At 66.7% G+C, this 13,488-nt stretch carries 13 protein-coding genes; 5 read left to right on the top strand and 8 right to left on the bottom strand.

Annotation, left to right across the window (positions count from 1 at the left end):
• Nucleotides 1-80: 80 nt before the first annotated feature.
• The 4 genes from NPJ82_RS13960 to NPJ82_RS13945 are packed head-to-tail and all read right to left on the bottom strand — an operon-like array spanning nucleotide 81 to nucleotide 2,053.
• Complete coding sequence (locus tag NPJ82_RS13960; protein WP_267350487.1) at nucleotides 81-446, bottom strand: hypothetical protein; 366 nt, start codon at nucleotides 444-446, stop codon at nucleotides 81-83.
• The gene (locus tag NPJ82_RS13955) at nucleotides 446-865 is read right to left on the bottom strand and encodes a hypothetical protein (RefSeq protein WP_149681048.1); all 420 of its coding nucleotides are present in this window, start codon (nucleotides 863-865) and stop codon (nucleotides 446-448) included. The genes NPJ82_RS13960 and NPJ82_RS13955 overlap by 1 nt, the downstream gene beginning before the upstream one ends.
• Before the next feature lie 34 nt (nucleotides 866-899).
• Nucleotides 900-1,619, bottom strand: coding sequence for a hydroxyacylglutathione hydrolase (gene gloB / locus NPJ82_RS13950; protein WP_342657715.1), 720 nt, complete (start codon nucleotides 1,617-1,619; stop codon nucleotides 900-902).
• Nucleotides 1,619-2,053: a VOC family protein gene (locus NPJ82_RS13945; protein WP_342657714.1), complete on the bottom strand. Its 435-nt coding sequence runs from the start codon at nucleotides 2,051-2,053 to the stop codon at nucleotides 1,619-1,621. Before NPJ82_RS13945 ends, gloB begins: the two co-directional genes overlap by 1 nt.
• A gap of 84 nt (nucleotides 2,054-2,137) precedes the next feature.
• Here NPJ82_RS13945 and NPJ82_RS13940 point away from each other — a divergent pair, with 84 nt between their 5' ends.
• Nucleotides 2,138-2,854: an SIMPL domain-containing protein gene (locus NPJ82_RS13940; RefSeq protein WP_149681468.1), complete on the top strand. Its 717-nt coding sequence runs from the start codon at nucleotides 2,138-2,140 to the stop codon at nucleotides 2,852-2,854.
• 116 nt (nucleotides 2,855-2,970) lie between these two features.
• Here the strand turns inward: NPJ82_RS13940 and NPJ82_RS13935 are convergent, their stop codons facing one another.
• Genes NPJ82_RS13935 through NPJ82_RS13925 form a run of 3 tightly spaced genes read right to left on the bottom strand, consistent with a single transcriptional unit; the run spans nucleotide 2,971 to nucleotide 5,821 of the window.
• Entirely contained in the window at nucleotides 2,971-3,654 is a 684-nt protein-coding gene (locus NPJ82_RS13935) for a tetratricopeptide repeat protein (protein ID WP_342657713.1), read from the bottom strand.
• Nucleotides 3,651-4,373 carry an alpha/beta hydrolase gene (locus NPJ82_RS13930; protein ID WP_112381336.1) on the bottom strand — a complete coding sequence of 241 codons (723 nt, stop codon included), beginning with the start codon at nucleotides 4,371-4,373 and terminating at the stop codon, nucleotides 3,651-3,653. The genes NPJ82_RS13935 and NPJ82_RS13930 overlap by 4 nt, the downstream gene beginning before the upstream one ends.
• A 53-nt stretch (nucleotides 4,374-4,426) precedes the next feature.
• Nucleotides 4,427-5,821: a Mur ligase family protein gene (locus NPJ82_RS13925; protein ID WP_342657712.1), complete on the bottom strand. Its 1,395-nt coding sequence runs from the start codon at nucleotides 5,819-5,821 to the stop codon at nucleotides 4,427-4,429.
• 66 nt (nucleotides 5,822-5,887) lie between these two features.
• Between NPJ82_RS13925 and NPJ82_RS13920 the strand changes: the two genes are divergently transcribed.
• The 4 genes from NPJ82_RS13920 to NPJ82_RS13905 all read left to right on the top strand — a co-directional run bounded on the left by NPJ82_RS13920 (nucleotide 5,888) and on the right by NPJ82_RS13905 (nucleotide 12,711).
• Entirely contained in the window at nucleotides 5,888-6,703 is an 816-nt protein-coding gene (locus tag NPJ82_RS13920; protein WP_162853742.1) for an LD-carboxypeptidase, read from the top strand.
• A 269-nt stretch (nucleotides 6,704-6,972) separates the two neighbouring features.
• Nucleotides 6,973-8,973, top strand: a complete 2,001-nt coding sequence (gene thrS / locus NPJ82_RS13915; RefSeq protein ID WP_342657711.1) for a threonine--tRNA ligase — start codon at nucleotides 6,973-6,975, stop codon at nucleotides 8,971-8,973.
• A gap of 141 nt (nucleotides 8,974-9,114) precedes the next feature.
• Entirely contained in the window at nucleotides 9,115-9,648 is a 534-nt protein-coding gene (gene infC / locus NPJ82_RS13910; RefSeq protein ID WP_112381333.1) for a translation initiation factor IF-3, read from the top strand.
• Nucleotides 9,649-9,906: 258 nt separating this feature from the next.
• Nucleotides 9,907-12,711: a TonB-dependent receptor gene (locus NPJ82_RS13905; protein WP_342659026.1), complete on the top strand. Its 2,805-nt coding sequence runs from the start codon at nucleotides 9,907-9,909 to the stop codon at nucleotides 12,709-12,711.
• 33 nt (nucleotides 12,712-12,744) lie between these two features.
• Here the strand turns inward: NPJ82_RS13905 and NPJ82_RS13900 are convergent, their stop codons facing one another.
• Nucleotides 12,745-13,449 (bottom strand): hypothetical protein, encoded by a 705-nt coding sequence (locus NPJ82_RS13900; protein WP_342657710.1) that lies wholly within the window; start codon nucleotides 13,447-13,449, stop codon nucleotides 12,745-12,747.
• Nucleotides 13,450-13,488: the final 39 nt, after the last annotated feature.

Raw genomic sequence — 13,488 nt, 5'->3', positions numbered from 1 at the left:
GGCAGAACGGCAATCCGGCATGACCGGGCGTCCCGTCATCCTCCCTCTCTCCCGGCGGGGAGGGGGGGTACGGACAGCGTCTACTTCTTCACCCGGTCATAGGGGGTGAAGGCGTCGAACCGGCACACGGCGGAGGGGATCGACACGCCCGGTTCCAGCACCCGGAACCGGTCGTTGCGGCAGAGCTGGCTGCCATATTGGATCACGATCAACGTGGTCAGCGGGCGCAGCGCGGGGCAGGCGCCGATGGGCGAGGTCTTCCAGGTCCGCCGGCCGCGCTGGTACAGGATCGTCTTGTTGTCGACGATGATCGGGCCATTGCCGACCATGCCGGTATCGATGCAGTTGACCGGCTTGCCGGCCACCCGCCCGGCCAGCGGGTCCTTTGCTGCGGCGCCGAGCGCGAGCGGCAGCGCCAGCGCGGCGAGGAGCCAGGGCGCGCGCATCACTTGCCCCGCCGATAGGGGGTAAACTCCCCGAAGCTGCAACTGCCGGTGAAGAAGCCGGATACCCGGTCCACCGTCTGCGCGATATCGCCGGCGCAAAGCTGGCCGATCGGGGTCCGGGTCACCAATATGTCGTTGCGGCCATTGGTGCTGAGGCTTTCGCATCCCCCTTGCGTCTGGCTGACATATTTCAGGCGCGGGCTGACCGTGTAGACGATGGTCGGGCCATAGGCGCGCACCTGACGCGTCGGGAATTGCGGCATGCAGTTGCGTGGCTGGTCCGGGGTCAGGCCCTGCAGCGCCTTGGCAAGCTGCGTCCGTTCGGTTTGTGCACGCTCGGCCTGTGCCTCCTGCTGCGCCGCGGTGGGGGCACAGGCGGCCGCCAGCGAGAGGATGGAGAGTAAGCCTATGACTTTCATAAGGAAAAATCTCCGTCCGTCCCGCAGCATGGTATCAACCGACGAAGGCGTCTTTGGCTGCACGGTGGCGGGCCAATTCCTCGGGGTCCACCGAGCGTAGGAAGGGATTGGTCGCCCGCTCCAGACCGATGGTGGTGGGAATGGTCGCCTCGCCGGCCGCGCGGGCCGCGTCCACCGTCGCCATCCGTTCGACGATCGCGAGATTGTCCGGCTCGGCGACCCGCGCATAGCGGCCATTGCCTTGCGTATATTCATGCCCGCAATAGACATGCGTCACGTCGGGCAGTTGCGCGTAGCGGCGCATGTTGCCGTGCATCTGTTCGGCGGTGCCCTCGAACAACCGGCCGCAGCCCATCGCGAACAGCGTGTCGCCGGTGAAGATCGCGGCGTCGTCCTCCAGATGGAAGGCGATATGGCCGGCGGTATGCCCCGGCACCTCCCAGACGCGGGCGACGGTGTCGCCGACCCGCACCGTGTCGCCCTCGGCCAGCAGCGTATCGAGGCCGACGATCTTGGCCGTTTCCGCCGCGGGGCCGAAAAGCCGTGCGCCCGCCGCCTTCAACTCGGCATTGCCGCCGGTGTGATCCGGGTGCCAGTGCGTGGTCCATACCTGCCCGATCGCCCAGCCGCGCGCGGCGGCGGCGGCCAGCACGGGCGCCGCCTCACCGGGATCGATCACGACCGTTTCCCCCGCATCGTGCACCAGCCAGGCGTAATTGTCGCTGAGCACGGGAACGCGGACGATCTCCACCATCACCAGCTTCCGGTGTTGGGCATCGAAGCCCAGGGTTCGGCCGGGGCCTTGGGCTCGCCAGCCTGGAGCAGTTCGATAGAAATGCCGTCGGGCGTCTTCACGAACGCCATGTGGCCGTCACGCGGCGGACGATTGATCGTCACCCCGGCATCGGCCAGCCGCTGGCAGGTTTCGTACACGTCGTCGACCCGGTAGGCGAGATGGCCGAAATTGCGGCCACCACTATAGGTTTCCGGGTCCCAATTGTGGGTCAGCTCGACCTCGACCCGGCGGTCGCCGATCGCCTGATCGTCCTTGCTCGCCAGGAAGATCAGCGTGAATCGACCCTGCTCATTGTCGATGCGCCGCACCTCTTCCAGTCCGAGCAGGGCAAAGAACCGGATCGTCGCTTCCGGGTCGGTGACCCGGATCATGGTGTGGAGGTACCTGGTCATCAACAACTCCATTGTTCTGCATCAGCCGCGGTTCAGGAAGCGGCGCGCAGCATGCCCGACGGCTATATGGGAGGCGGCATGGTGATGGAAAGCCGGGGAATTGCACTGCGTTCGGGGCTGGTGCCGGCGGCGGCGCTGCTGGCGGTCGGGTTGATCGTGGGCGGGTATCTGCTGGGCGACGGATTGACGCGGGCGCGCCATGCCGATCGCTCGGTCACGGTGCGCGGGCTGGCCGAGCGCAACGTGACCGCCGATCTGGCGGTGTGGACGCTGAATTATTCCGAACAGGGCACCGATGCCGCGCAGGTGCAGGCGGCGATCGACCGCGATACGCAGACGATCCGGGCCTTCTTCACGCAACTGGGCTTTCCCGCCGATGCGCTGACCGCGGCCGGGGCGGGGGCGAACCAGAATTACATGAACGGCGTGCAGACGGTGACGATCAACCAGCGGCTGCAACTGCGCACCACCGACATCGCGCGCGCCCGGCGGGCGGTGGCGCGCCAGTTCGATCTGGTCCGGCAGGGCGTGGTGCTGCAGGAAGGATCGGGCATTTCGTACAGCTTCACCCGGTTGAACGCGATCAAGCCGGCGATGGTGGCGGAGGCGACGCGCGACGCACGGGCCGCGGCGGAACAGTTCGCCAAGGACAGCGATACCGATGTCGGCGGGATCAAGAGCGCCAGCCAGGGCTATTTCTCGATCGAGGCGCGCGATGGCGAGCAATCCGGCTACGGCGTGGCGGACACCCCGCTGAAGAAGGTGCGGGTGGTGACGACGGTGGACTTCTATCTGGATTGACGACGGCGGGTCAGTCCGAGCATGCGGCCCTGTCTCGATACGAGTTCCCGATGCGCTCCTTTGGAGCTACCCGATCTCTGCTCGACACGAACGGATGATGCGAATGCAGTCCGCTTCTACCGGGTCACTGTCGAGGGGATCGGGCCGAATTGCGACAGCGCGGCCCGCGCGCTGATACCTGCGGGCGCGGTGGGAGCGATCCGCATCGCCATGGTCCAGGCGGCGCGGGCGCCGGCCTCGTCGCCGTCGCGGGCGGCGATGTTGCCGGCCTCAAGCTGTACCGAGGCATCGTCGCTCGCCCGTTCCAGCGCGTGGGCGATGTCGGCCTTGGCACGCGGCAGGTCGCCCATCCGCCGCGCCAGCGTCGCCGACAGCAGCCATGCCAGCGGGTCCTCCGGAGCATTGGCCAGCGCGGCGTTGAGGTCGGTGCGGGCGCCGGCAAGGTCGTTCTCCGCAACCAGCACGCGGGCATGATCCAGTTGCGCCTCGCCCAGATCGAGGCCGCTCAGCGTGCCGGCGGCAAGCGCGTGGTCGAGCGCCGCCTTCGCCCTGGACGTATCGCCACCGGCCAGCCAGGCATTGCCAGCCTGCGCCCAATAGCCGGCGGCGCGGTCGCGCGGCGATAGGGCCGCCGCCTGTTCGAACGCCTGCGCGGCGCCCGACCAGTTCTTGCCCGCGGCCAATGCCAGCCCGCGACACTGCGTCGCCGCGGCGCGTGCGGCCGGGGTCGCGTCCTTCGGCTCGGTCGCGCAGGATGCGCCGGCCTGCGTGGCGAGGGCGAGCAGCAGGGGCAGGATCATAAGCGGGCCAGAACATCCTCGACGGCGCGGACGAGAAGGGCGATGTCCCCTTCCCGCGACAACCGGTGGTCGCCGTCCTTGACGAGCAGCGTCTGCACATCGGCTGAACGGATCAACTCGGCCAGCCGCACGGTGCGCTGCCACGGCACGTCCTTGTCCTGCTGGCCTTGCAGGAAGCGGACCGGGCCGTCGAAGGCGATCTCGCCGAACATCAGGCGATTGGCCTCACCCGACGACCAGAAATGGCGGGTGTAGAGCGTCGGTTCCGGACCATAAGGGTTGGCGCGGGTGATGCGGCCCTGCTGCAACAGCGCCATCTTCTCCTCCATGGTGAAGCCCCAGTCGGTGAAGTCGGGGGCGGGCGCGATGCCGACCAGCGCCTTTACCCGCTCCGCCCGCGCCCTGGCGGCCAGCAGCATCAGCCAGCCGCCCATCGACGAGCCGACCAGTACCACGGGTCCTTGCGCCACATCGTCCAGCATGGCGCAGACATCATCGCGCCAGTCGGCCAGCGACTGATCCTCGAACGCGCCTTCGGACTGGCCGCAGCCGCCATAGTCGAAGCGCAGAAAGCCACGGCCCTGCCCGCGCGCCCATGCCTCCAGCGCGAGCGCCTTGGAACCCTGCATGTCGGAGGCATAGCCCGGCAGGAACACGATCGTGGGACCGGTGCCGGGGGTGTGATGATAGGCGAGGCGGGGGCGTTGAGGCGTCGTCATGGCCCGTGCTTCTACGGGAGCGGGGACGGCGAAGGCAACGCCTGCGCGGGACGCTAGCTGCGCGTGGCCAGTCGCTCCACCATGTCGGCGGCGAGCAGGCTCAGCGTGTCGTCGCGGGCGCCCATCACGATGATGCGGTCGCCGGTCCGCGCCTCGGCGATCAGGCGGTCGGTGGCGGCGGCGCGGTCGGCGATGTGGTGCGCGTCGCCGCCTGCGGCACGGATGCCGGCGACGATGTCGCCGCTGCCGACGTTGCGGGTGACGGTGCCGCCGAAATAGACGGGATCGGGCAGGACCAGCAGGTCGTCGGGTGCCAGGCGTTCGGCAAAGGTGCGGATCAGTTCGTCGCCCATCATCTTCAGGGGGCCATAGCCGTGCGGCTGAAACAGGACGAGCAGCCGGCCGGGAAAGGCATGCAGCGTGTCCAGCGTCGCGGCGATCTTGTCCGGGTTGTGGCCGAAATCGTCGATCACCGACACGCCGCCGGCCGTGCCGACCAGATCGAAGCGTCGACGCAGACCGGTAAAGCCCTGGATCGTGCGAACGGCATCTTCGATCGGAACGCCTGCGGCGACGCAGGCGCCGATCGCGGCGAGCGCGTTCGATACGTTATGCCGGCCGGGCACCGACAGATGCACGGGCAGTCGTGTGTTTCCCACGACCAGGTGGAAGCCGATCGCGAAGGGCTCAGGGATCAGGGCCTCGGCGACCAGATCGGCCTCTCCCTCCACTGCAAAGGTCGTGACGTTCGGCAGGCCTGCCAGCAACGCCGCGGTTTCCGGATCGCCGGCATTGGCGACGACGCGCGTCGCATGGCCGGCAAAGCCGGAGAACAGCGCGCGCAGCTCGTCCAGCCCCTTATGGTCGAGGCTGACATTGTTGAGGACCGCGATGCGCGGGCGATAAAGCGCGATCGAGCCGTCGCTTTCGTCCACTTCGCTGACGAACGCGTCGCCGCGCCCGACCAGCGCGCTGGCGAACGGGGCGTCGGGGGCGACGAAGTTCTTCATCACCGCGCCGTTCATCGCGGTGGGGTCCCGCCCGAGCGTGTGGAGAATATAGGCGATCATGCCGGTGACGGTGGACTTGCCGCTGGTGCCGGCGACGCCGATGGGCAGGGGGGCGGCGTTGAACAGTTCGGCGAGCATCTGCGCACGGGTGCGGCGGGGACAGCCCAGGCGGTTGGCGGCGACGATGTCGGGCACGCTTTCCTCCACCGCGGCGGAGGCGATCACCATCTGGTCGGCCGTGGTGACGCCCGATCCGTCCTGGCGAAACAGGGCAATGCCGGCGCGCCGCAACGCATCGAACTTGGCGGCCACGCGCCCCTGATCCAGCCCCCGGTCGGAGCCCGCCACCGTCTTGCCCTTGGCCCGCAGGATCATCGCCAGCGGCATCATGCCCGAACCGCCGATGCCCACCAGGAAACAGGAATTGCCGTCGTCCATGGCGGCGCGCTATCGGCGTTTCGGTCGCGGGGCAACCGCTTGGCGCGTGCGGGGAACAAGGCATTCATGAAAATCGGCATCCTGGCGCCGTCCAGCATCGGCAACCCGGCGGCCGAAGCGCCGGTCAGCGCCTTCGCCGCGATCGCCTATCCCGAGGTCGACCTGATCTTTCATCCGCAATGCTATGAGGCGGACGGCCATTTCGCCGGGTCGGACGAGCGGCGTGCGTCGGCGTTTCTGGAGTTCGCCAACGATCCGGGGATCGACGCGATCTGGTTTCTGCGCGGCGGCTACGGCTCGAACCGTATCCTGTCGCGGGTGATGCCGAACCTGGGCGCGGCGGCGCGGCACAAGACCTATATCGGCTATTCCGACCTCGGCTTCGTCCTGGGGGCGCTCTATGCGCGCGGTATCGGGCGGCCGGTGCATGGGCCGATGGCCAGCGATATCCGGCGGGAGGGTGGGGATGTGACGGTGGCGCGTTCGCTCGGCTGGCTGGCGCGGGGGGACAGGCAGGGGCTGGAGCCCGGGTTGGACGGGCGGCCGGCGGCGGCGTTCAACCTGTCGATCCTGGCCGCGCTGATCGGCACGCCGTGGTTGCCCGACCTTGCCGACCATGTGCTGCTGATCGAGGAAGTGTCGGAGCCGATGTACGCTGTCGACCGGTTGCTGTTCACCATGGCCAATGCGACGCAGTTGAAGGGGCTGGCGGGCGTCCGCCTGGGGGGCGTGACCGCGGTGCAGCCCAACGAGCCCGAATGGGGCGAAAGCTTGGAGTTCATGATCCGGCGCTGGTGCGGGGACATGGGGGTGCCCTATCTGGGGCGCGCCGAGATCGGTCATACGCAGACGAACCGGCTGGTCCCGTTCGGGATCGCCTGAGATCGGAAGACGATTTTGCGCGCATATTATTTCACGCGAAGACGCGAAGGCGCGAAGATGTTGGGGGGGCGGGGCCACCGCACCGCTGCATGCGATACGATGATCGTGATGGCGCTGACGCGCCGTGAAACCTCTTTGCGTCTTCGCGCCTTCGCGTGAACCCAAAATCGATGGCAAAACGCGGGACGTGACCAAAGGCGCCAATCCGCCTATACGGCCCCCGCGCGCGGGCTTTGCCGTGTGCATCCCTCCATCATGAGAGTCGCATAATGTCCGCCATGTTCCGCATCACGCTGCCCGACGGTTCCGTCCGCGAGGTCGCGCCCGGAACTACCCCGGCGGACGTGGCCGCCGCGATCGGCCCGGGGCTCGCCAAGGCGGCGATCGCGGCGCGGGTGGACGGTGAGGTGCGCGACCTGTCGCGGCCGTTCGCCGGGGATTCGCAGCTTGCGCTCATCACCTTCAAGGACGAGGCCGACGCGCTGGAGCTTGCCCGCCACGACTTCGCGCACGTCATGGCGGAGGCGGTGCAGCACCTGTTTCCCGGCACGCAGATCACCTTCGGTCCGGCGACCGAGGACGGCTTCTATTATGATTTCGCCCCCAATCCCGAACGCGGGCCGTTCACCGACGAGGACCTGCCCGCCATCGAGGACGAGATGCGCCGCATCATCGCCCGCAACGAGCCGTTCGTGCGCGAGGTGTGGTCGCGCCAGGACCTGATCGACCGCTGGACCGAGCAGGGCGAGACGTTCAAGGCGGAATGGGCGGCCGAACTGCCCGAAGGCGAGGAACTGACCATCTATCGCCAGGGCGCGTGGCTGGACATGTGCCGCGGCCCCCACATGCCGACGACGGGCAAGCTGGACCCGGCGGCGTTCAAGCTGACCCGCGTTTCCGGCGCCTATTGGCGCGGCGACCAGGCGAATGCGATGCTCAGCCGCATCTACGGTACCGGCTGGCTGACCAAGAAGCAGTTGCAGGAGCATCTGACCCGGCTGGAGGAAGCGGCCAAGCGCGACCATCGCAAGATCGGCGCGGAAATGGACCTGTTCCACCTCCAGTCGGAGGCGCAGGGGTCGGTTTTCTGGCATCCCAAGGGCTATATGCTGTGGCGCCAGCTGGAGGCCTATATGCGCCGCCGGCTGGATGCGGCGGGCTATGAAGAGGTGAAGACCCCGCAGCTGATGGACGCGCGCCAGTGGGAGCAGTCCGGCCACTGGGGCAAGTATCGCGAGAACATGTTCGTCGTGCCCGACGAGATCCCGAACACGGAGGACGAGGGCGCGGTCATTTCCGGCGATGCCGACCTGATGGCGCTGAAGCCGATGAATTGCCCCGCGCATGTCCTGATCTTCCGTCAGGGGATCAAGTCGTACCGCGACCTGCCGATCCGCATGGCCGAGTTCGGCTGCTGCCACCGCAACGAGCCGCACGGCGCGCTGCACGGCATCATGCGCGTCCGCCAGTTCACCCAGGACGACGCGCATATCTTCGTGCGCGAGGACCAGCTGGTCGAGGAAGTGCGCAATTTCTGCGAGTTGCTCGACTCGGTGTACCGCGACCTCGGCTTCGAGGATTATGCGGTGAAGCTCGCCTTGCGCCCGGAAAAGCGCTTCGGCTCGGATGCGATGTGGGACCAGTCGGAGGACGAGCTGCGCCGTGCGGTGCTGCAATCCAGCCTGTCGGAGACGATCAAGGCGAAGTTCGAGGAATTGCCGGGCGAGGGTGCCTTTTACGCACCCAAGCTGGAGTTCCACCTGACCGACGCGATCGGGCGGACGTGGCAGGTGGGCACCATCCAGTCGGACCGGGTGCTGCCCGAGCGTCTCGATGCCTCCTATGTGGCGGAGGACGGCAACCGGCACCGCCCGGTCATGCTGCACCGTGCGATCCTGGGGACGTTCGAGCGCTTCATCGGCATCCTGATCGAGCATCATGCCGGGCGCTTCCCGCTGTGGCTGGCGCCGGTGCAGGCGGTGGTGGCCACGATCGTGTCGGATGCGGACGGCTATGCCGAGCAGGCGGCGGCGACGCTGAGGGCCGCAGGGCTGCGCGTCGAGACCGACCTGCGCAACGAGAAGATCAACTACAAGGTGCGCGAGCACAGCCTGGCCAAGGTGCCGGTGCTGCTGGTCGTCGGCAAGCGCGAGGCGGAGGAAGGCAAGGTCGCCATCCGCCGTCTCGGCAGCCAGGCGCAGGAGATCGTGACGCTGGACGAGGCGGTCGCGATGCTCAAGGGCGAGGCGACCCCGCCGGATCTGCGGTGATCCAAGCCCCCTCTCCCCGACGGGGAGAGGGAGCAGGTTGTGCCCCCGAAAAGACTCCCCGCACACCATCTTTCAAACCAACCGCATTTGCCCTATATTGAGAAGGCAACTGCCACAGGAGAAATACCCATACGTCCTCCCATGATGCGCCGCCCGATGCAGGCGCCGCCGATGAATGGTCCCCGCTTCAACGAGTGGATCCAGAGCCAGAAGGTTCGCGTGATCGACCATGAGGGCGAGAATCTCGGCGTGATGTACACTCGCGAGGCGATCGCGCAGGCTCAGGAAGTCGGCCTGGACCTGGTCGAGGTGTCGCCCAACGCGGACCCGCCCGTCGCCAAGTTCCTGGACGTCGGCAAGTATAAGTACGAGGCGCAGAAAAAGGCGAACCTCGCCCGCAAGTCGCAGAAGACGCAGGAGATCAAGGAGATCAAGATGCGTCCGAACATCGACGATCACGACTATGACACCAAGATGAAGAAGGTGGTCGAGTTCATCGGTGAGGGCGACAAGGTGAAGGTCACGATGCGCTTCCGCGGTCGCGAGCTTTCGCACGGCCAGCTTGGCATGAACGTGCTTCAGCGCGTCGCCGAGCAGGTGAACGAGGTCGCCAAGGTGGAGGCCTATCCGCGCATGGAAGGCCGCCAGATGCTGATGGTGCTGGCACCCAAGTAAGCCACGGCGAATCCGTCGAACGGGGCGCGCGCAGCGATGCGGGCGCCCTTTTCGTATGCGGCGCCATCGACGCCGCTGCGGATATGGCCGAACCCGTCGGTGTGGCGCCCCGGTGACACACCAAAAAATCCGATACTCCATCTTCGAAATAGATAGACTTTATCAACGGTGCGCACGTAGCCTGACCCCGAACTACAAAAACGAAAAGGCGGATCGGCAAAAGCCGGCAGCCGGGTTCAGGACAGGAGAGTGAAGCCGATGCGCGCGAGTGCGTTCCTGCTATCTGCCGCCACCTTTGCCATCGCGGTCCCCGCCGCAGCGCAGGATGTTCCCACCACGCCCGCCGAGGCCCAAGTGCCGGCCCAGGGCACCGCCAACGCCGCGGTCGGCGAACAGACCAGCGACGCAACCGATGCCGACACGACGCGCGCCGCCGCCCAGGCGCCGCTCAACGCCGGCGATATCGTTGTAACCGCCACCCGCCGGGCCGAGCGACTGTCCGACGTGCCGATCGCGGTATCCGCGATCAGCCAGGAGTCGCTGCAAAATTCCGGCGCCACCGACATTCGCGCGCTGGGCCAGTTGGCGCCGTCGCTGCTGGTATCCTCGACGGGCAGCGAGGCGAACGCATCGGCGCGTATCCGCGGTATCGGCACGGTGGGCGACAATCCCGGCCTGGAAAGCTCGGTGGCGGTGTTCATCGACGGGGTCTATCGCAGCCGTACCGGCTCCGGCCTGAACGATCTGGGCGAGGTCGACCGGATCGAGGTGCTGCGCGGACCGCAGGGCACGCTGTTCGGTCGCAACGCGTCCGCCGGCCTGATCAACATCATCACCAAGGCGCCGTCCTACACCTTTGGCGGCTATGGCGAGGCGACCTACGGCAATTACAACAACGTCCGGCTTGCGGGTGCGCTGACCGGGCCGATCATCCCCGACATGCTCGCCTTCCGCATCGACGGGGTGTTCAACAAGCGTGACGGCTTCCTGTACGATGTCGTCAACAATACCGATTACAACGACCGCAACCGCTATTTCGTGCGCGGGCAGCTGCTGTTCGAGCCGTCCAGCGACATCGCGGTGCGCCTGATCGGCGACTTCACCCGCCGCGACGAGAAGTGCTGCGGCGCGGTCTATGTCGACCTGCGCGAAAAGATCGATCCCACCCCAGGCGTGCCCGGCGACTTCGCAATCAACCCGGCCGGCAACCGCATCGTGCAGGTGATGCAACAGCTCGGCGCCGTGTTCCCGAGTGCGGGCGATCCCTATAACCGGCGCATCGCCAACTCGCCGGGCCGGGCTTACGGCAACGTCACCAAGGATTATGGCGGGTCGATGCAGATCGACTGGAATCTGGGCGGCGCTTCGCTGACCTCGATCACCGCATATCGCGAATACAAGTCGGGCAACGCCGCCGATATCGATTATGGCAGCCTCGACATCGGCTACCGGGACGATGACGGCAACGCGTTCCGCCAGTTCCACACCTTTACCCAGGAACTGCGCCTGCAAGGCTCGGCCTTCGACGGCAAGCTCGACTGGCTGGTCGGCGGCTTCTATTCCAACGAAGACTTGGTGGTGCGCGACAATCTGCAGTTCGGCAGCCAGTACGGCCTGTTCGCCGCCTGCCGCATCGTCGCCACGGTGAACCCTGCCGCTGCCCTGCGCAGCACCACGCCCGGCTCCGGCTGTCTCAGCCCCATCGGGCAGGGCGCGCTGACCCAGCAGCTCGGTGCCGCCGCGCCGCTGATCATCGGCAATCTGCGCCGTCTGTCCGCGCTCAACAATCTGGGCGATACCCGCGCCGATTATTATCAGGACAGCGAGAATTACGCCGCGTTCACCCACAACATCTTCCGCCTGACCGATACGATCAGCATCACCGCCGGCCTGCGCTACACACGCGAGCAAAAGGCGTTCCGCGCGTTCTTCAACAACACCAACACCCTGTGTCCGCAGCTTCAGGCGGGCACCGCGCAGGGTGGCCTGGGCGGCCTGCTCGCCAATCCGGCGCTGGCCAGCCTGGCCGGCGGCATCATCACGCTTGGCTGTACCGGCAACAGCTCGTCCGCGCTCAACGCGCTGAACCTGAACGACTCCTTCAAGGAGGATCAACTGACCGGCACCGGCGTCCTTTCCTGGAAGCCGAACAACAACTGGCTGGTCTATGCCAGCTATTCGCGCGGGTACAAGGCGGGCGGATATAATCTCGACCGGTCCGATCTCGGCACCGCGCTGTTCCCGCGCAGCAATGCCGATGTGCGCAACCTGCGCTTCGATCCCGAACTGGTGAATGCCTATGAAGCGGGCTTCAAGTTCACTTCGGCCGATTTCACGCTGAACGTCGCCGCCTTCCGCTCCGACTTCGACAACTTCCAGTTGAACACCTTCAACGGCACCAACTTCGTGGTAGAGAATATCGGCAGTTGCTCGACCAGCCTGAACGGCGGCGATCGCGACGCCAGCGCCACGACCGGCGCCTGTGCGTCCGACGTGAAATTTGGCGTGCGCAGCCAGGGTGTCGAGGTGGAGGCGGGGCTGTATCCGGCGCGCAACTTCTCAGTCAACATGGGCTATACCTTTGCCGACACGCGCCTGCGCCGCAATCTGGTGGGCAGTGCCGCCGGGGCGCCGCTGGACCCCGCGCTGTTCCTGCTGCCGGGCAACCAGTTGTCGAACGCGCCGCGCAACGTCGTCACCGTGTCGGCAAGCTGGACGCCCGAACTGGGCTCGTCGGGGCTGTCCGCGCTGTTCTACGCCGATGGGCGGATGAGCTCGGACTATAACACCGGCTCCGACCTGTTCTTCGAAAAGGAGCAGGACGGCTTCTTCGTCGCCAATGCGCGCATCGGCCTGCGCGGGCCCAACCGTGCCTGGGCGGTGGAGGCGTGGGTGATGAACCTGTTCGATCAGGACTATCAGCAGGTCGCCTTCAACGCGCCGTTCCAGGGTGCCGGATCGCAAGGGCAGGTGCAACGCTTCGGCGGAGTGGGGAACCAGATCTTCACCTCCTATCTGGGCGAGCCGCGCACCTATGGCCTGACGCTGCGCACCCGGTTCTGATCGAATTGCCGGGCCGGAACCTTGCCGGCCCGGTCAATCGCCGCCACAGCCACTGCACCCATCGGCGCCGTCGCCGTCGCCATCGCCAAAGTCGAGATCGAATTCCCCGTCGTGATCGCGCTTCTTGCGCCGGGCAGCGCGCAGCGCGGCGATCACGACCGCGGCGATAGTCACCGTCAGGATCACGGGCATCAACCCTGCCAGCGGAAAGGCTGCGGTCGTGAGCATCGCCGCCAGGGGCAGCGCCGTCAGCGCCAACGTCCGCTTTTCGACGACCAATGTCTTCGACCGGTCGACACGCACGCCCTGAATAGCGAAACGGCGTTCCGGCGCGGGCCAGATCGCGGCGGGCGGTGCATGGCCAAAGACTGCGGCGTATCGCTCCAGCGTCGCGCTATAGCGGTCGTGATAATATTCCTTCGCATCCCGCCCCCCGGGTGTCGGGCCATGATGCAGCGGGCGGCGCAATATGCGACCGCACAGATCGTCCCAATAGCTGCGCGTATAGGTCAGATGCAGGTGCCATGCCTGATCCACCGCATCGGAGGGCGTCATGGGATGATCGATGGTCGCGGCGAGGTAGAGAAAGCGGCGATATTCACGATCGACGGCCACCGCATGGCGACGCGACCAGCCCTGTTCCCGTGCCAGCCGATCGGTGAAGCGCAGCGCCGCATTCGGTGGATCAACGTCCAGCGCCTCAATGGCGGCCAGCAGCGCGCGCGCATCATCGTCCATCGTTGCCATCCCCATCCGACCTGTCACCGCATGACGCTA

It is taken from the genome of Sphingomonas sp. NY01, assembly GCF_038809135.1.
Lineage (GTDB): Bacteria > Pseudomonadota > Alphaproteobacteria > Sphingomonadales > Sphingomonadaceae > Sphingomonas > Sphingomonas carotinifaciens.
Note: the sequence above shows the minus strand (reverse complement) of the source record. Positions and strands in the feature narration are given on the sequence as shown.